Here is a 16696-nt window from a genome sequence, read left to right on the forward strand (position 1 = left end):
CCCCCTTTCCCACAACAACCGGAGACAACCCCATGATCGATCGCCGCCAATGGATGGCGGGCGCGGCCGCCGGCGTGCTCGCCCCTTCCCTCGCGTTCGCCCAGACGGAGGCCCCCAAGGGCCCCGTGCGCATCGTGGTGCCCTACCCGCCCGGCGGTCCCACCGACCTGATGGCGCGGCTGCTGCAGCCACAGCTGCAGCGCCGGCTGGGCACCACCGTCATCGTCGACAACCGCGGCGGCGCGGGCGGCAACCTGGGCAGCGCCTACGTGGCGCGGCAGGCGCCGGCCGATGGCCTGACGCTGCTGCTCGCGGCCAGCGGGCCGATGGCCGTCAATGCGGCGCTCTACAAGTCCATGCCCTTCAACGCGCAGGACGACCTGCTGCCGGTGGTGCAGCTGTCGGCCTTTCCGCTGGTGCTGGAGGTGCATCCCTCGGTCAAGGCCCGCACCCTGAAGGAGTTCATCGCCTATGCGGGCAGCCAGAAGGCGCCGCTCAACTTCGCCTCGGCCGGCAGCGGCACGCCGCAGCACCTGGCAGGCGAGCTGTTCGCCCGCGAGGCCAAGGTGCCGCTCACCCATGTGCCCTACCGCGGCGCCGGCCCGGCCCTCAACGACGTATTGGGCGGCCAGGTGCCGCTGATGTTCGACATCCTGGCCAGCTCGCTGCAGCACCTGCAGGCGGGCAAGCTGGTGCCCATCGCCGTCACCTCGGCCACGCGCAGCCCTGCGTTGCCGCAGGTGCCGACCATGGCCGAGGCCGGGCTGCCCGGCTTCGAGGTGACCGCCTGGCACGGTATCGCCGTGCGCAGCGGCACACCCGCGGCCACCGTGCAGCGGCTCAATGCCACCTTCCTGGACATCTTTGCCGACCCGGCCTTCCGCAAGTCCTGGGAGGCACTGGGCACGCCTGTGGTGGCCGGCTCGCCCGAGGCCTTCGGCCAGCTGATCCGCAGCGAGACCGCGCGGCTGGGCCGCATCGTGCGGGAGACGGGGGCGACGGCGGATTGAGGCCCACGCGGCCGCGCGTGCGTCAGCGGCTCAAAGCGCCGGATGCCTCCGATGCCAATCCGTCACCTGCTGATAGGTCCAGCCCGCCCGCACCAGCAGCGCCTCGTCGAAGTGGCGCGCCACGAACTGGAAGGCGATGGGCGTGCCCGCGTCGGTGAAGCCCCCGGGCAGCGTGATCGTCGGGCTGCCCGTCATGTCGAAGGGGCAGGTGTAGCGCAGCATGGCCGACATCAGGTCGGCATCGGTGCCGAAAGTCAGCATGCGTTCCAGCGTGGGCGAGGCCACGCCCTGGGCGGGCACCAGCAGCAGGTCGATGTCCTGGAACAGGGCGCGCACCTTGCCGCTGAAGTCGTGCCGGTGCAGCACGATCTTCTGGTAGTCGGTGCCCGTCTGCGCATGGCCCAGGTCCAGCAGGCCCGAGAGCGCGGGACCGTACATGTCCTTGCGCGCCGGATAGGTGGACTCGTGCACGACGGCCGCCTCGACGGCGCAGAGCGGAAACCAGTCGGCGATGGCCTGCGTGGGATCGGGGAAAACCACCTCGCGCAGCTCGCCACCCAGATCGCGCACGGCCGCCAGCACGCCGGCCATGACCTGACGGGTGGCGTCGTCAACGCCCTTGCTGTTCCAGCGGGCGTCGACACCGATGCGCAGACCCTGCAGGCCGCGCTCCATGCCGGCGAGATAGTCGGGCACCGCCGCGAGGCTGGCGGTGGGATCCTTCGGATCGGCGCCGGCGATGGCACCCAGCATGGCACCGGCGTCGGCCGCGCTGCGCGTCATCGGTCCGATGTGGTCCAGCGTGGCGGCGAGCTCGAAAGCGCCGTAGCGGCTGACGCGGCCCCAGGTGGGCTTGAGCCCCGTGAGGCCGTTGGCGGCAGAGGGGAAGCGGATCGACCCACCCGTGTCGGTGCCCAGCGAGCCGTAGCACAAACCCGCGGCCGTGGCCACGCCCGAGCCGCTGGACGAGGCGCCCGACCAATGCGCGGCGTTCCACGGATTGACGGGCGGCACCACCGTCGGATGGTGATCGGCGTAGGCACTCTCGGTGAGCTGCAGCTTGCCCAGGATCACGGCGCCGGCCTCGCGCAGCTTGCGCACCGCCGTGCCGTCCTCGCTGGGCACGAAGTCCTGGTACAGCGTCATGCCCGCGGCCGTGGGCACGCCGGCGGTCCAGCACAGGTCCTTGACGGCCACCGGCACCCCGTGCAGCGGGCCGCGGATCTCGCCGCGGCCGATCTCGGCCTCGGCCTGCCGTGCATCGGCCAGGGCCTGATCGGCCATCACGCGCACATAGCTTTGGAGCGCGCCGTCCTGCGCGGCGATCCGCGCGAGCTGGGCCTCGGTGATCTCCACCGGCGACAGCGCCTTGCGCTGGATCTGCTGGCCGACTTCGACCAGCCCGAGGTAATGCAATTCTTGGTTGCTCATCCATGGACTCCTGTGTATTGGCTCATGATTTCGAAATCGCCCAGGTGATCGCGCGGCACTTCGCCGCCGATGTGGCCGCGCTTGATCACCAGCACCCGCTGCGACACGGCGGCGATGAATTCGAGGTTCTGCTCGACCAGCACGATGGTCAGGCCCGTGCGGTCGCGCAGGGCGGCCAGCGTCTCGGCGATCTCCTCGATGATGGAAGGCTGGATGCCTTCGGTCGGCTCGTCGAGCAGCAGCAGCGTGGGCTTGCCCGCCAGTGCGCGCGCGAGGGCCAGCAGTTGCTGCTCGCCGCCGGAGAGCGAGCCGCCCGGCCGGTCGAGCAGTCGCTTGAGCCGCGGGAAGTGCTCCAGCAGTGCCTCGACCGTGTCCATGCTGCGCTCGCCGGTCTTGACCAGGCCCATGCGCAGGTTGTCCATGGCGCTGAGCGTGGGAAAAATCTCCCGCCCCTGCGGCACATAGGCCATGCCCAGACGCGCGCGGGCAAAGGGCGCCAGGCGCGTGATGTCGGTGCCATCGAAGCGCACCGCGCCCGCCGTGGGCCGGATCACACCCATCAGCGTCTTGAGCAGCGTGGTCTTGCCCATGCCGTTGTGGCCCAGGATGCCCACCGACTCGCCGGCCGCGATATGCAGCGCAACGTCGTTGAGCACGGGGATGGCGCCGTACCCCGCATGCAGATTCGAGACTTCGAGCATCGGTCCGTCTCCGCACTCAGTGGGGCTTCTTGCCCAGGTAGATCTGCTGGATCAGCGGGTCGCTCATGATGCGATCGGGCGTGTCCTCGCGGATCACGGCGCCCTGGTGCAGCACCGTGACCTTGCGCGCGATCATGCGGATGAAGTTCATGTCGTGTTCCACCACCACCAGCGCATGCTGGCGGTTGATCTCCAGGATCAGCTCGGCCGTGCGGGCCACCTCGGCATCGCTCATGCCTGCGGCCGGCTCGTCCAGCAGGATCAGCGGCGGATCGGCCGCGATCACCACGCCGATCTCCACCCACTGGCGCAGGCCGTGCGCCAGCAGGCCGGCCTGCACGTCGCGATAGGCCGACATGCCCACGCGCTCCAGTGTCTCGCGCGTGATGCGCTCGGCCTGCATGCTGCTGTTGAGCCGCCGGGCCGACAGCCAGACGTTCTCCCACACCGTCAGCCCGTTGAAGAGGCTGGGCACCTGTGTCTTGATGCCGATGCCCAGGCGCCCCGGCTCGTGCGGCTGCATGCGCGAGATGTCCTGGCCACGGAACAGGATCTGGCCCGAAGTGGGTTTGACCTGTCCGGTCAGCAGCTTGAAGAAGGTGCTCTTGCCGGCGCCGTTGGGACCGATCACGCAGCGCAGCTCGTTCTCGGCCAGGGTGAAGTTCACGTCGCGCGTCGCATGCACGCCGCCGAAGCGCACGTTGAGGTCGCGGGTCTCGATCAACGGCGTCATCGCGTGGGCTCCATGGGGGCCAGGGGGGAAGCACCTGCACCATCAGCAGCAGAGGCCGCCGAAGGCCGCGTCGCAGCAGGCACGGCAGGCCGGGAGCGCCGCAGCCTGCGCCATGCCGCCTCGATCAGTTGCCCGGCCGTGGGCACGATGCCCCTGGGCACCAGCAGCACGAAGACCACCAGGATGCCGCCGAGCACGAGGTTGGCATTGAGCGTCTGCTGGGTGCCGATCTGCGTGGTCAGCCACTGGATGGCGACCGCACCCACCACCGGGCCGACCAGCGTCCCGAGCCCGCCGACGATGACCCAGATGATGATCTGCGCCGACTGGGCCAGGCCGAAGATCGTCGGGCTGGTGAAGGCGCCCCAGTTGGCGAAGAGGCAGCCCGCCAGCCCCGCGATGGCGCCGCCGAGCGTGAAGCTGAAGAGCTTGTAGGCCCGTGCGTCGTAGCCCAGCAGCAGCACGCGCTGCTCGTTCTCCTTGGCCGCCACGATCACCCGGCCGACCTTCGAGGCAAGCAGGGCACGCAGGCCGACGTAGACGACCAGCAGGCAGGCGAAGGCCAGGTAGAACAGGTCCTTGGGCGTGAGCACCTCGTCCTTCAGCCCGGGCCAGTTGAGCGTGGGGATGGCCGGGATGCCGTTGAAGCCGCCCAGCGGCGCATCGCCGATGCGCCATTCGGGCCCGGCCGTCGAATTGACCAGGTTGAACAGGATCAGCGTCACGGTGAGCGTGATCACGCCCATGTACACGTCCGACAGCCGGCCATAGAAGATGACGTAGCCCAGCAGCGCCGCGAAGAGCGCCGGCACCACGATGGCCAGCAGGAAGGGCAAGGTGCTGTCGCCCAGGTTCATCACCGCGATGGCATAGGTGTAGGCACCCAGCCCGAAGAAGGCCGCCTGCCCGAAGCACAGGATGCCGCCATAGCCCCAGATGAAGGCCAGACTGACCGACAGGATGGCCATGACCACATAGATGGTGACTTCGATCAGCGTGTAGTCGTCGATCACGACGGGCAGCCCCAGCATCAGCAGCAGGCCGAGGGCCAGGCAGACGATGGCGCTCGCCCACGAATTGGCGAAACGGTTCACAGGGACCCCTTGAAGAAACGGCCGGTGATGCCCTGCGGCAACACGCGCAGAAGCACGATGGCGGCGAGGAGCAGCGCCACCTCGCCCAGCACGGGCGTGGTGGCGAAGGTGGCGAGCTGGTTGATGGCACCGAACAGCGACGAGGCGCCCAGCAGCCCGGCGAGGATGGCCGGCCCGCCGCCGATCACCGTGATGAAGGCCTTGGCCACGAAGGCCGCGCCCATGGTCGGCACCACGCCCGTGAGTGGCGCCAGCAGCCCGCCCGCCAACCCCGACAGCGCAGCGCCGACGGCGAAGGTGACCGAATACACCCGGCTCGGACTGATGCCCAGCGCATTGGCCATGTCAGGCTTCTGCATGGTGCCGCGCGCGATAAGTCCCCACTGGGTACGGGTGAGCGCCCAGCGGATGGCCAAGGCCACCACCACCGCCACGGCGATGATGACCAGCGTATAGCCGCTGACCGAGTAGGCCCCCACCGAGAAGCTGCCCAGCGGCGCCGACACGCCCGCCGTGGTGTTGCCCGCGATGGAGGTCACGATGCCCACCAGCAGCAGCGACAGCCCCCAGGTGGCCAGCATGGTGTCGACCATGCGCCCATAGAGCCGCCGGATGACCAGCCGCTCCAGCACCACGCCGATGGCGCCGACCGCCACGGGCGCCACCACCAGCATGGCGACCCAGAGGTTGATGCCCAGCTTGAGCGCCAGGATGACCGCATAGGCCCCCAGCATCATGAACTCGCCATGCGCCAGGTTGATCACCTTCATCATGCCGAAGATGACGGCCAGCCCGGCCGAGACGATCACCAGGCCCGCCACGGCGTACAGCACCTGGATGACCACGATCAGCGCAAGATCCATGTCGATTGACTCCTCGGTCCGGGTCGTTCCACTTCAGGCTTTGATGACGTACTGCTGGTTGTCTTTCGGGTTCTTCTGGAGGTTGCACACCGCGCTGGTGTCCACCGGCGGCTGCTGCTGGAAGGTCTCGACGATGTTCAGCTGCTTGTTGCGCACCTCGGCGATGCTCACGTTCAGCACGCAGTGGTGGGTCTGGGCATCGACCGTGACCTTGCCGCTGGGCCCGTCGATGCTGATGCCGCTCTCCAGCGCGGTGATCATCTTCTCGCGGTCGATGGAGCCGGCCTTCTTCACCGCCTCGGCCCAGAGCTTGAAGCCCTGGTAGGTGCCCATGGCCAGCTCGGTGATGTTGGGATAGTCGCTGCCGAAGCGCTTGTAGAAGCGCTCCTTGAAGGCCTTGTTCTGCGGCGTGTCGAGGTTCTGGAAGTAGTTGTACGAGACCAGGAAGCCGTCGGTCTCCGCGGGCGAGAGCACGATGTGCTCGTTGCCGCCGGCGAAGGTGGTCGAGGCCAGCGGGATCTTCTTGGTCAGGCCGGCCGCCGCCCACTGGCGGTAGAAGGAGATGTGCGCGCCACCCACCAGGGCCGAGACGATCATGTCGGGCTTGGCGGCCTCGATCTTCGAGATGGTCGGCCCGAAGTTCGTCACATCCAGCGGGAAGAAGTCGATGGAGGCGACCGAGCCGCCGTTGTCCTGCACGAACTTCTTGACCCACTGCGAGGTGATCTGTCCGTAGTTGTAGTCCGCCGCTACCACGTAGACCTTCTTGCCCCACTTCTTCATGGCGTAGGGGATGAGCTTGGCCACCGTCTGGCCGGGCGTGACGCCGGTGCAGAAGGTGTTGCGGTCGCACACGCCCCCTTCGTACTGCGTGTTGTAGAAGTAGAGCGTCTTGTTGCGGGTGAGCACCGGCCGGATCACCTCGCGCGAGGCGGAGGTGATGCCGCCCATCACCACCGTGGACTTGTCGCGCAGGGCCGACTGCTGCGCGAACTGCGCATACAGCTGCATGTTGGACTGCGGGTCGTAGGTGACCAGCTTGATCTTCTTGCCGAGCAGGCCGCCGGCCGCGTTCTGCTCCTCCACTGCCAGCGTCATGCAGTCCGCCATGGGCTTGCCGTAGATGTCGAGGCCGCCCGACATGTCGATGATGCTGCCGACGACGATCTCGTCGGCCGCCATCGCGGCCATGGGCAGCAGCGGCAGCGCCGTGCCGGCCAGGGCGGTGGCAGAGCCTTGAAGGAAGGATCGACGATCCATGGGAACACTCCTCGTTGATCTGACGGACGCAGCCCGTCGTTGTGTGTGAAAGGGATGAAGGAACGGGAACGCGGGGCTCCGGGGCGGGCGCAGCGCGCCGCCCGGGTCGGATGGCTCAGAGGCTCTTCCAGTCGCCGGCCTGCTCGAAGGCATAGGCGGCGCGGTAGATGGTCTCTTCGTCGTAGTTGCGGCCGACGAGCATCATTCCGACAGGCAGGCCGTCGACCAGGCCGCAGGGAATGCTCATGGCGGGGTGCCCCGTGACGTCGAAGGGGCAGGTGTTGGGCAGCACCTCGAAGGCGCGCGTGATCACTTCTTCCAGCGACGCGCCCGGCTTCGGGATGGGCGTGGCCGTGATCGGCAGCGTCGGCATCAGCAGCAGGTCGAAGTCCGACAGGGCGGCGTCGTAGGCCGCCGTCAGCTTGCGCGCGAGGTTCTGCGCCTTGGCATAGAAATGGCCGCGGTAGTTCTGGATGAAGTATTCGCCCAGCACCATGGTGATCTTGAGCGTGTCGGACAGCTCGTCGGCGCGTTGCTTCCAGCCGGCATGGAAGTCCACCAGGCTGGTCACGTACAGGCCCTTCCAGTTGAAGCCGTGGCCGTTGTCCTTCATCATCTGCTGCGTCGCCCCTTCGGCGGCGATGGGCAGCCAGATGGCCGGGCCCAGTGCGTGCATCGGCACCGACACCTCGCTCACGGTGGCCCCCAGACGCGTGAACACCTCGGCGGCGTTGCGCACCTTCTCATTGACCGCCGCGTCCGACTGCGGCCAACCGAAACCTTCGGTCACGATGCCGATGCGCAAGCCCTGCACGCCCGTCTTCATCAGTTCGCTGTAGGGCTTCGAGCCCTGGCCCGCATGCTGGCGCGGGTCCAGGCCGTCCGGCCCCGCCAGCGCTTCGAGCATCAGCGCGTTGTCGGTCACGTTCGCCGTCATCGGTCCGGTGTGATCGATGGTCAGCTCGATGGGCATGACGCCGGTGTAGGGCACCAGGCCATGCGTGGCCTTCATGCCGTAGATGCCGCAGTAGGAGGCCGGCATGCGGATGGAGCCGCCCTGATCGCCGCCGATGGCCATGTCGACCTCGCCGGCCGCAACCAGCGCAGCGCTGCCCGAGGACGAACCGCCCGCCGAATAGCCCATGCGCCAGGGGTTGTGCACCGGCGAGGGCGAGCTGGTGTGCGAGCCGCCCGAGAAGCAGAAGTACTCGCACTTGGCCTTGCCCACGATGGTGGCGCCGGCATCCAGCAGCCGCGTGACGACGGTGGCGTCGACGTTGGGCACATAGCCCTCCAGCGTGGAGGCGCCGTTCATCATGGGCACGCCGGCCAGGCAGACGTTGTCTTTCAGCACCACCGTCTTGCCGGCGAGCTTGCCGCCGGGCTTCCCCTGGATGGTGGTCTTCACGTACCAGGCACCGTACTGGTTCTCCTCACCCGCGGGGAAGTAGCCGGGCGTGCGGGCATAGGTGACAGCCGGCTGGTAGTCGGGCATCGCATCCACGGCGTCGTAGGCATCGAAGTTGGACTGCAGCAGCGCGTTGTAGCTGGCGGCCTGGGAATCGGAGAGATGGATGCCGAGGCTGAGTGCGACGTCCTGCAGCTGCTCGACGGTGGGGCGCTTGATGGCCATGAAGGGACTCCGTGTCACGAGGGAAGAAGAGGTGCCCGAAGCAGACGGACACCCTGCGTTTCACGGATCGATTCTGTGAACTTATATTTTCCTGGTCAAGCTTTTTGTTTGCTTTGGAAAATAAAGGCGGTGCCGAAGCCGAGTCAGAGTCGTGTCAGTACGCGGAAGGCATTGCCCTCGGCGCGCGCGAGATAGATGGGCACACCGCTCGGTTCGCCGGCCTCGAAGGCGGCGTCGCGGGCGCTGCGGTAGGCGATGGTGCCGACGCTGGTGGGGCGGCTGCGGCCGGTGCATTCGCCGCGGTCGAGCAGCGCGGCCAGGAAGTGCATGCCCTCGTAGGTGGACTGGCCATGGGTGCTCAGCGTGGGCGCGCGCTCGCCGAAGTGGGCGCGGTAGCGCGCCTTGAACGCCAGGTTGGCGTCGGTGTCCAGCGTGGCGAAGTAGCCGCAGGCGGCATAGAACTCCTCGGCGTTGTCGGCGCCGAAGCCCAGCAGCTCGTTCTCGCCGGCGCCGCAGGTCAGGCGCAGCATGTGGCGGTGCAGGCCTGCGCGGCCGAATGCGCGGTTGAACTCGATGGAATCCTGACCCACCAGCGACACCAGCACCGCGTCGGCCCGGGCCTTGCGCACGGCCTCCAGCACAGCCGAGAAGTCGGTCGTCTCGAAGGGCACGTAGCTTTCGCCCACCAGTTCGGCCCCGGTCTCGGCGATGCAGGTGCGCGCGATGCGATGCGACATGCGCGGCCAGACATAGTCGTTGCCCACCGCATACCAGCGCCGCGGGCGCTTGCGCTCGCCCAGCCAGCGGATGGCCGGCCGCAGCTGCCGCTCGGCGGTCTCGCCGATGGCGAAGACGCCGGGGCTGGCCTCGCCGCCCTCATACAGCGGCGTGTAGACGATGGGAATGCGCCCGCCCACGGCGCGCAGGATGCGGTGGCGCACGGCACTGGTGTGCATGCCGACGATGGCATCGATGTCGCCGGCCTGCACCAGCTCCGTCAGCGTGGCCTCGATGTCGGCCGCGTCGTCCGCGGCGTTCACCGTCAGCAGCCGGCAGGCCCGGCCGCCCAGCCCCGCCTCCCGGTTGAGTTCGGAGACGGCCAGCTTGGCACAGGCCAGCGCCGACGGCGCCCAGATGCCCGCGAAGCCGCCGAGCGGCACGCACAGCGCGATGTTGAGTTCATGGCTCGCGAGCAGCGGGCGCTGCAGCCGACCGGCGGGCAGGCGCGGCGTGGCGGGTCCTGAGGATGGGAACATCGAGAACTCCGGGACAGTGCACCAAGTTGGCAACAGAAGGGACAGCGTCGCAAAAACTGCGCCAATGCTTTCCAAGGCAAGGGTTGCGCGCTACCATCGGAAACCCTTCCCCCCACGCGCCGACGTGAGCCATGCCTGAGAAAGACATATCGCAGTACCTGGCCTATCTGCTGGCCTCCGCCAACCGGCGCATGCGCATCGGCCTGGCGCAATCGATCGCCGCGGAAGAGGTGACCGAGGAGCACTGGCGCATCCTGCAGGTGCTCGCCGACGAGCAGGGCCGCTCGATGGGCGACCTGGCCGAGGCGGTGCTGCTCAACCACCCCGCGCTGACCAAGAACATCGACAAGCTGGTTGCCCGCGGCCTCGTCCAGCGCGCGGCCGATCCGGCCGACAGCCGGCGCGTGCTGGTCTACATCAGCGACCTCGGCCTGGAGACGGTCGCCCGCCTGCGCAAGAGCGTGGATGCCCATCACAGCCAGATCGAAGAGGCGCTGGGCCCCCGCAAGACGAGCCAGCTCAAGAAGCTGCTCGAATCCTTCATCGACGAGACCGAGCCGCACTGAGGCACGCATCGCGCCGCGGCCTGATTCCGCCGCCGGTGGCGCGGCGTCCGCGGGTCCGCCGCTATACCAAGGTATAGCCGCGCCATCCTTCCCGCATCCCTGACCGACCGAATGCGCGCTGGCTCCTGCGGCGCGTCACGGCGACCATTGCCGCATCGGCCCGGCCATGGCGGCAGCACGACAGCGGCACGCACCCGCCGCCGTTGACGCACGACCCGCCCTGCCGATGCGGCGACGCCCTGCCGGGCGCGTCCGGCTGACATCCATCTGACCTGACCCTGGCGACGCCCGCTGCCGAGCAGCGGGCGATGGCCGCGCCACGTCCGTCGTTCTCTCACACCGCCCGGAAGACGCCCATGAAGCCGATCCCCGCCCTCGCCCTTCTGCTGTGCCTGGCCACGCTCGCCAGCTGCGATGCCGGCCGCTCCGCACCCACCGCCCAAATTCAGGCCACGCCCTCCGATGGGGCGCGCCAGCACCAGAACACCCTCATCCGCGTGCCCGAAGGCTCCGCCCTGCGGCAGGCTCTGGTCGTGGCGGCCGTGGCGCCGCAGCCCTTTTCCCCCACGCTCGAAGTCCCCGGCACCGTCGAGGCCGCACCCGAGCGCCTGGTGAAGATCGTGCCGCCGCTGGCCGGCCGCATCGTGCGGCTGCATCACCAGCTGGGCGATGCGGTGAAGGCAGGCGATCCGCTGGTCACGCTGGATTCGCCCGACCTGGGCGCCGCCTATCGGGACGACGCCAAGGCCCAGGCCGCCCTGCTGCAGGCCCGCCAGGATTTCGAGCGCCAGCAGACGTTGAACCAGGCCGACATCGCCGCCGCCAAGGACCTGCAGGCCGCCCGCCAGACACTCACCGCCGCCGAGAGCGACGCCCGCGCCGCGCGGGAGCGGCTGGCTCAACTGGGCGCGCCGGTGGATGCCGCATCGCGCCGCGAATACGTGCTGCGCGCCCCCATCGCCGGCCGCGTGGTCGACATGAGCGGCGCCCTGGGTGGCTACTGGAACGACACCACGGCCTCGCTGATGACCGTGGCCGACCTGTCCACCGTCTGGCTGGCGGCCAGCGTGCCCGAGAAGGACATCGCCGCCCTGTCGGTGGGCCAGGCGGTGCACATCGCGCTCGATGCCTATCCCGGCCGCAGCTTCGAAGGCAAGGCGCGCTACATCGGCGACCTGGTCGATCCCGACACCCGCACCGTGCGCGTGCGCGTGGCCATCGACAACCGCGAGCGGCTGTTCAAGCCCGGCATGTATGCGCATGCCACGCTGGAAGGGCCCGCGCAGCCGGCGCTGCTGATCCCGGCGACCGCCGTGCTGCAGAGCGGGCTGGCCACGCGCGTCTTCGTCGAGCAGGCGCCCTTCCAGTACGAATCGCGTCTGGTGGTGCTGGGCCGCTCGTCCGACGACAAGGTGGAAGTCATTTCGGGCCTGAAGGCCGGGGAGCGCATCGTGGTGCAGGGCGGAGTGCTGCTCAATGATTGAGAAGCTCGTCGCCCTCGCCTTCCAGCGGCGCGGCATCGCCTGGCTGCTGTTTGTCTTCGTGGCGCTCTACGGCTACTGGAGCTGGAAGCAGCTGCCCATCGAGGCCTATCCCGACATCGCCGACGTCAGCTCGCAGATCGTCACGCAGGTGCCCGGCCTGGGCGCGGAGGAGGTGGAGCAGCAGATCACCGTGCCGCTGGAGCGCGCGCTGCTCGGCACGCCGGGCATGCACGTGCTGCGCTCGCGCAGCCTGTTCGCGCTGTCGCTGATCACCGTCGTCTTCGAGGACGGCACCGACGGCTACTTCGCCCGCCAGCGGCTGCAGGAGCGCATCAACGCGGTCACCCTGCCCTACGGCGCCTCGCCGGGGCTGGATGCCTACACCTCGCCCACCGGCGAGATCTACCGCTACACGCTCGAATCGAAGACGCGCAGCCTGCGCGAGCTGTCGGAGCTGCAGTTCTGGACCGTGATCCCCCGCCTGAAGAAAGCCACCGACGTGGTGGACGTGGCCAACTTCGGCGGCCTCACGACCCAGTTCATGCTGGAGCTGGAGCCCGACAAGCTTCAGCAGTACGGCCTGTCGCTGCAGGACGTGAAGGATGCGCTCAACAACAACAACGCCACCGGCGGCGGCAGCATCGTCGACCGTGGCGAGCAGAGCTACGTGGTGCGCGGCGTGGGCCTGCTGCGCTCGCTGGACGACATGGGCAACGTGGTGGTCAAGACCAAGGCCGGCGTGCCCGTGCTGGTCAAGGACCTGGGCAGCCTGAGCTACGGCAACGTCGAGCGCCGCGGCGTGCTGGGCAAGGACGCCAACCCCGACACCATCGAAGGCATCGTGCTGCTGCTGAAGGACCGCAACCCCTCCACGGCGCTGGCCTCGGTGCACGAAGCGGTGCAGGAGCTCAACAACCACATCCTGCCCAAAGACGTGAAGGTGGTGCCCTACCTGGACCGCACCTCGCTGATCGAGGCCACGCTGCACACGGTCTCGTCCACGCTGATGGAGGGCATGGTGCTGGTGGCGGTGGTGCTGCTGCTCTTCCTGGGCAGCCCGCGCGCGGCAGCCATCGTGGCGCTGACGATCCCGCTGGCGCTGCTGATCGCCTTCATCTTCATGCACCAGTTCCACATCCCGGCCAACCTGCTGTCGCTGGGTGCCATCGACTTCGGCATCCTGGTGGACGGCGCGGTGGTGCTGGTGGAGAACATCCTGCGCCGGCGCGAGGAGGCGGAAGGCCGGCCGCTTTCGGCCAGCGACGCCATCGAGGCCACGCTGCAGGTGGCGCGGCCGATCTTCTTCGGCATGGTGGTGATCGTGTGCGCCTACCTGCCGCTCTTCGCCTTCCAGCGCATCGAATACAAGCTCTTCTCGCCCATGGCCTATGCGGTGGGCGCGGCGCTGGCGGGCGCGCTGCTGGTGGCCCTCACGCTGATTCCAGGGCTGGCCTGGCTGGCGCTGCGCAAGCCGCGGCGCATCGTGCACAACCCGGTGCTCGAATGGCTGGCGGTGCGCTATGGGCGCTTCCTGGCCCACACGGTGGGCCGCGCGCGCGGCGTCCTCGTGGCCTGCGCCCTGTCGCTGGTGGCGCTGGTCGGCCTGTTTGCCACCACCGGTCACGACTTCCTGCCCTACCTGGACGAAGGCTCGCTGTGGCTGCAGGTGCAGATGCCGCCGGGCATCACCCTCGCCAAGGCCGCGGCCATGGCCGACGAGCTGCGCACGGCCACGCTGGCCTTCCCCGAGGTGTCGTACGTGGTCACGCAGACCGGCCGCAACGACGACGGCACCGACTACTGGACGCCCTCGCACATCGAGGCCAGCGTGGGGCTGCATCCGTACAGCGAATGGACATCGGGCCTCACCAAGCAGGAGCTGATCGACCGCATGGCGCAGCGCTTCGCGCAGATGCCCGGCTACACGGTGGGTTTCATGCAGCCCATGATCGACGGCGTGCAGGACAAGCTCTCGGGCGCCCACGGCGACCTCACGGTCAAGGTCTTCGGCGAGGACCTGGCGCAGATCCGCAATGTGGCCAACCGCGTGGCCCAGACGCTGCGTCGCGTGCCCGGCGCCGCCGACGTGGCAGTGGATGTGGAGCCGCCGCTGCCCAACCTCAAGATCGAGCTCGACCGGGCCGCCGCCGCGCGCCACGGCATCAACGCCGCCGCGGTGGCCGACCTGATCGCCACCGGCGTGGGCGGCACGCCCATCGGCCGGCTCTACGTGGGCGAGAGGAGCTACGACATGACGGTGCGCTTTCCCGAGAAGGCCCGCGCCAGCGTCGATGCCATCGGCAACCTCACGCTGAAGTCGGCCACGGGCGAGCAGGTGCCGCTTTCCGCCGTGGCCAAGTTGAGCACCGTGGCCGGCGAAAGCGTCATCGTGCGCGAGATGGCCGAACGCAACATCATCGTGCGGCTGAACGTGCGCGGCCGCGACCTGGCAGGCTTCCTGAAGGACGCGCAGGCCGCCGTCGCCCACGACGTGACGCCCGCCGACACGCATGTTCAGCTGCGCTGGGGCGGCCAGTTCGAGAACCTGGAGCGGGCCCAGGCCCGCCTGGCGCTGATCCTGCCGATGACGCTGGGCCTGATGTTCCTGCTGCTCTTCGGTGCCTTCGGCAACCTGCGCCAGCCGCTGCTGGTGCTGGCCGCGGTGCCGCTGGCCATGCTGGGCGGGCTGGCGGCGCTGCACCTGCGGGGCATGACGCTCAACGTCTCCAGCGCAGTGGGCTTCATCGCGCTCTTCGGCGTGGCGGTGCTCAACGGCGTGCTGATGCTGTCGCAGATCAACCGGCTGCGCACCGAAGAAGGCCGGTCGCTGCGCGAGGCGGTGCTGGAAGGCGCCCGCAGCCGCATGCGGCCGGTGCTCACCACCGCCACCGTGGCCGCCCTGGGCCTCACCCCGGCCATGCTGGCCACGGGGCTGGGCAGCGACGTGCAGCGGCCGCTCGCCACCGTGGTGGTGGGCGGGCTGGTCAGCGCAACGGTGCTCACGCTCGCGCTGCTGCCGGCGCTCTACCACCTGATCGAAGCGCGGCTGGAGCGGCGGCGTGCCTCGCCCGCCGCGCCCGCCTCGCATGACATCCCGACGCAGGAGGTCCAGCCGTGACAACCCTCCGACTCCGCTCACTTCTTCCCATGCCGCTGCTGGCCCTGCTCGGCCTGGTTCAGGGCTGCGCCGTCGGCCCGGACTTCCACGCGCCGGCCGCACCCGCCACACCGTCGGTGGCCGCGGCGCCCCTGCCCGCGCGCACGGCCGAGGCCGAGGGCCCGGCCGGCGGGGCGCAGCGCTTCGCCCTGGGCCAGGGCGTCGCCTCGCAATGGTGGAAGGCCTTCGGCTCCCCCGGCCTCGACGCCCTTGTCGATGCTGCGCTGGCCGCCAGCCCCGACCTGCAGGCCGCCGAGGCCGCGTTGCGCAGTGCGCAGGAGACGGCCCTCGCCCAGCGCGGCGCCTTCTGGCCCACGGTGGACGCGAGCTACACGCCCACGCGCCAGAAGACCTCCGGCGCCCTCTCCAGCCCGCTGGCCGACGGCGACATCACCCGCTACACGTTGCACACGGCGCAGCTCAGCATCGGCTACGCGCCCGATGTCTTCGGCGGCACGCGCCGCGCCGTGGAGGCGCAGGACGCGCAGGTCGACGTGCAGCGCTGGCAGCGCGAAGCGGTGGGCACCACGCTGGTCACCAACGTGGTGAGCACCGCGATCCAGGAGGCCGCGCTAAGCGCGCAGATCGACGCCACGCAGCAGCTGGTCGACCTGGCCACCCGCCTGCTCGACGGTGCCCGCCGCCAGCATGCGGCCGGCCAGATCGGTGGCGTCGACATCGCCGCCCAGGAGAGTGCCCTGGCCCAGGTCCAGGCCACGCTGCCGCCGCTGCAGAAGCAGCTGGCCGCGCAGCGCAGCCGGCTGGCGGTGCTCACCGGCCGGCTGCCGGGCGATCCGCTGCCGCAGCAGTTCACGCTCGATGCGCTGCAGCTGCCGGCCGAACTGCCGGTGAGCCTGCCCTCGCAACTGGTGCAACAGCGCCCCGACATCCGCGCCGCCGAGGCCCAGCTGCACGCGGCCGCCGCCCAGGTGGGCGTGGCCACGGCGGCGCGCCTGCCCAACTTCACGCTCACGGCCACGCTGGGCAGCTCGGCGCTGGGCGTGTCGCAACTGCTGCGCAGCGGCGGCTTCTGGTCGGTGGGCGGCACGCTGCTGCAGCCGGTCTTCCACGGCGGCACGCTGCTGCACCAGCAGCGCGCCGCGCAGGCCGCCTACGAGCAGGCCGAGGCGCAATACCGCAGCACCGTGCTCACGGCCTTCCAGAACACCGCCGACACGCTGCAGGCCATCGTGAGCGATGCCGACACGCTGCGCGCCACCGCCGCGGCCGAGGCGGCCGCGCGTCGCAGCCTGGCCGCCGTGCAGCGGCAGCGCGAGGCGGGTGCTGCCGCCCAGGCAGACCTGGTCCTGGCGCAGCAGACGCTGCAGCAGGCGGTGCTGGCCACTGCCCAGGCGCGCGCCGCCCGGCTCGGCGACTGCGTGGCGCTCTACCAAGCCCTCGGCGGCTGGTGGCAGGTGGCCGACAGCTCGGCGCGATAGGCTGGCGCGCCATGGTGCAAAGCCGAGCCTGGAACGCCCTCTCCAATCAGCCATGGGCGCGTGCACCCA

At 69.5% G+C, this 16696-nt stretch carries 13 protein-coding genes; 5 read left to right on the top strand and 8 right to left on the bottom strand.

The window, feature by feature from the left end; all coding sequences use genetic code 11:
* The first annotated feature begins 32 nt into the window (after positions 1 to 32).
* On the top strand, positions 33 to 1010 hold the full coding sequence (locus ACT54X_RS16235; protein ID WP_294371022.1) for a Bug family tripartite tricarboxylate transporter substrate binding protein: 978 nt from the start codon (positions 33 to 35) through the stop codon (positions 1008 to 1010).
* A 30-nt stretch (positions 1011 to 1040) separates the two neighbouring features.
* On the opposite strand, the gene ACT54X_RS16240 is transcribed toward ACT54X_RS16235, so the two are convergent.
* The 8 genes from ACT54X_RS16240 to ACT54X_RS16275 all read right to left on the bottom strand — a co-directional run bounded on the left by ACT54X_RS16240 (position 1041) and on the right by ACT54X_RS16275 (position 9981).
* Positions 1041 to 2441: an amidase gene (locus ACT54X_RS16240; protein WP_476347491.1), complete on the bottom strand. Its 1401-nt coding sequence runs from the start codon at positions 2439 to 2441 to the stop codon at positions 1041 to 1043.
* A complete protein-coding gene (locus ACT54X_RS16245) occupies positions 2438 to 3142 on the bottom strand; it encodes an ABC transporter ATP-binding protein (protein ID WP_476347492.1) in 705 nt (234 codons plus the stop codon). Before ACT54X_RS16245 ends, ACT54X_RS16240 begins: the two co-directional genes overlap by 4 nt.
* Before the next feature lie 16 nt (positions 3143 to 3158).
* The gene (locus tag ACT54X_RS16250; protein WP_234195272.1) at positions 3159 to 3875 is read right to left on the bottom strand and encodes an ATP-binding cassette domain-containing protein; all 717 of its coding nucleotides are present in this window, start codon (positions 3873 to 3875) and stop codon (positions 3159 to 3161) included.
* Complete coding sequence (locus tag ACT54X_RS16255; protein ID WP_294371029.1) at positions 3872 to 4969, bottom strand: branched-chain amino acid ABC transporter permease; 1098 nt, start codon at positions 4967 to 4969, stop codon at positions 3872 to 3874. The genes ACT54X_RS16250 and ACT54X_RS16255 overlap by 4 nt, the downstream gene beginning before the upstream one ends.
* The gene (locus ACT54X_RS16260) at positions 4966 to 5832 is read right to left on the bottom strand and encodes an ABC transporter permease subunit (protein ID WP_476347493.1); all 867 of its coding nucleotides are present in this window, start codon (positions 5830 to 5832) and stop codon (positions 4966 to 4968) included. Before ACT54X_RS16260 ends, ACT54X_RS16255 begins: the two co-directional genes overlap by 4 nt.
* 33 nt (positions 5833 to 5865) lie before the next feature.
* Positions 5866 to 7092 carry an urea ABC transporter substrate-binding protein gene (locus tag ACT54X_RS16265; protein WP_354321226.1) on the bottom strand — a complete coding sequence of 409 codons (1227 nt, stop codon included), beginning with the start codon at positions 7090 to 7092 and terminating at the stop codon, positions 5866 to 5868.
* A gap of 115 nt (positions 7093 to 7207) precedes the next feature.
* On the bottom strand, positions 7208 to 8725 hold the full coding sequence (locus tag ACT54X_RS16270; protein ID WP_294371037.1) for an amidase: 1518 nt from the start codon (positions 8723 to 8725) through the stop codon (positions 7208 to 7210).
* 143 nt (positions 8726 to 8868) lie between these two features.
* Positions 8869 to 9981 (bottom strand): substrate-binding domain-containing protein, encoded by a 1113-nt coding sequence (locus ACT54X_RS16275; RefSeq protein WP_294371039.1) that lies wholly within the window; start codon positions 9979 to 9981, stop codon positions 8869 to 8871.
* 131 nt (positions 9982 to 10112) lie between these two features.
* Between ACT54X_RS16275 and ACT54X_RS16280 the strand changes: the two genes are divergently transcribed.
* The 4 genes from ACT54X_RS16280 to ACT54X_RS16295 all read left to right on the top strand — a co-directional run bounded on the left by ACT54X_RS16280 (position 10113) and on the right by ACT54X_RS16295 (position 16627).
* Positions 10113 to 10547 (top strand): MarR family winged helix-turn-helix transcriptional regulator, encoded by a 435-nt coding sequence (locus tag ACT54X_RS16280; RefSeq protein ID WP_234195278.1) that lies wholly within the window; start codon positions 10113 to 10115, stop codon positions 10545 to 10547.
* Between the two features lie 356 nt (positions 10548 to 10903).
* Entirely contained in the window at positions 10904 to 12031 is a 1128-nt protein-coding gene (locus ACT54X_RS16285) for an efflux RND transporter periplasmic adaptor subunit (RefSeq protein ID WP_476347494.1), read from the top strand.
* A complete protein-coding gene (locus ACT54X_RS16290; RefSeq protein WP_476347495.1) occupies positions 12024 to 15149 on the top strand; it encodes an efflux RND transporter permease subunit in 3126 nt (1041 codons plus the stop codon). Before ACT54X_RS16285 ends, ACT54X_RS16290 begins: the two co-directional genes overlap by 8 nt.
* A complete protein-coding gene (locus tag ACT54X_RS16295) occupies positions 15146 to 16627 on the top strand; it encodes an efflux transporter outer membrane subunit (RefSeq protein ID WP_476347496.1) in 1482 nt (493 codons plus the stop codon). The genes ACT54X_RS16290 and ACT54X_RS16295 overlap by 4 nt, the downstream gene beginning before the upstream one ends.
* The last annotated feature ends 69 nt before the right edge of the window (positions 16628 to 16696 follow it).

This window comes from Pseudacidovorax sp. DMC4 (genome assembly GCF_056314265.1).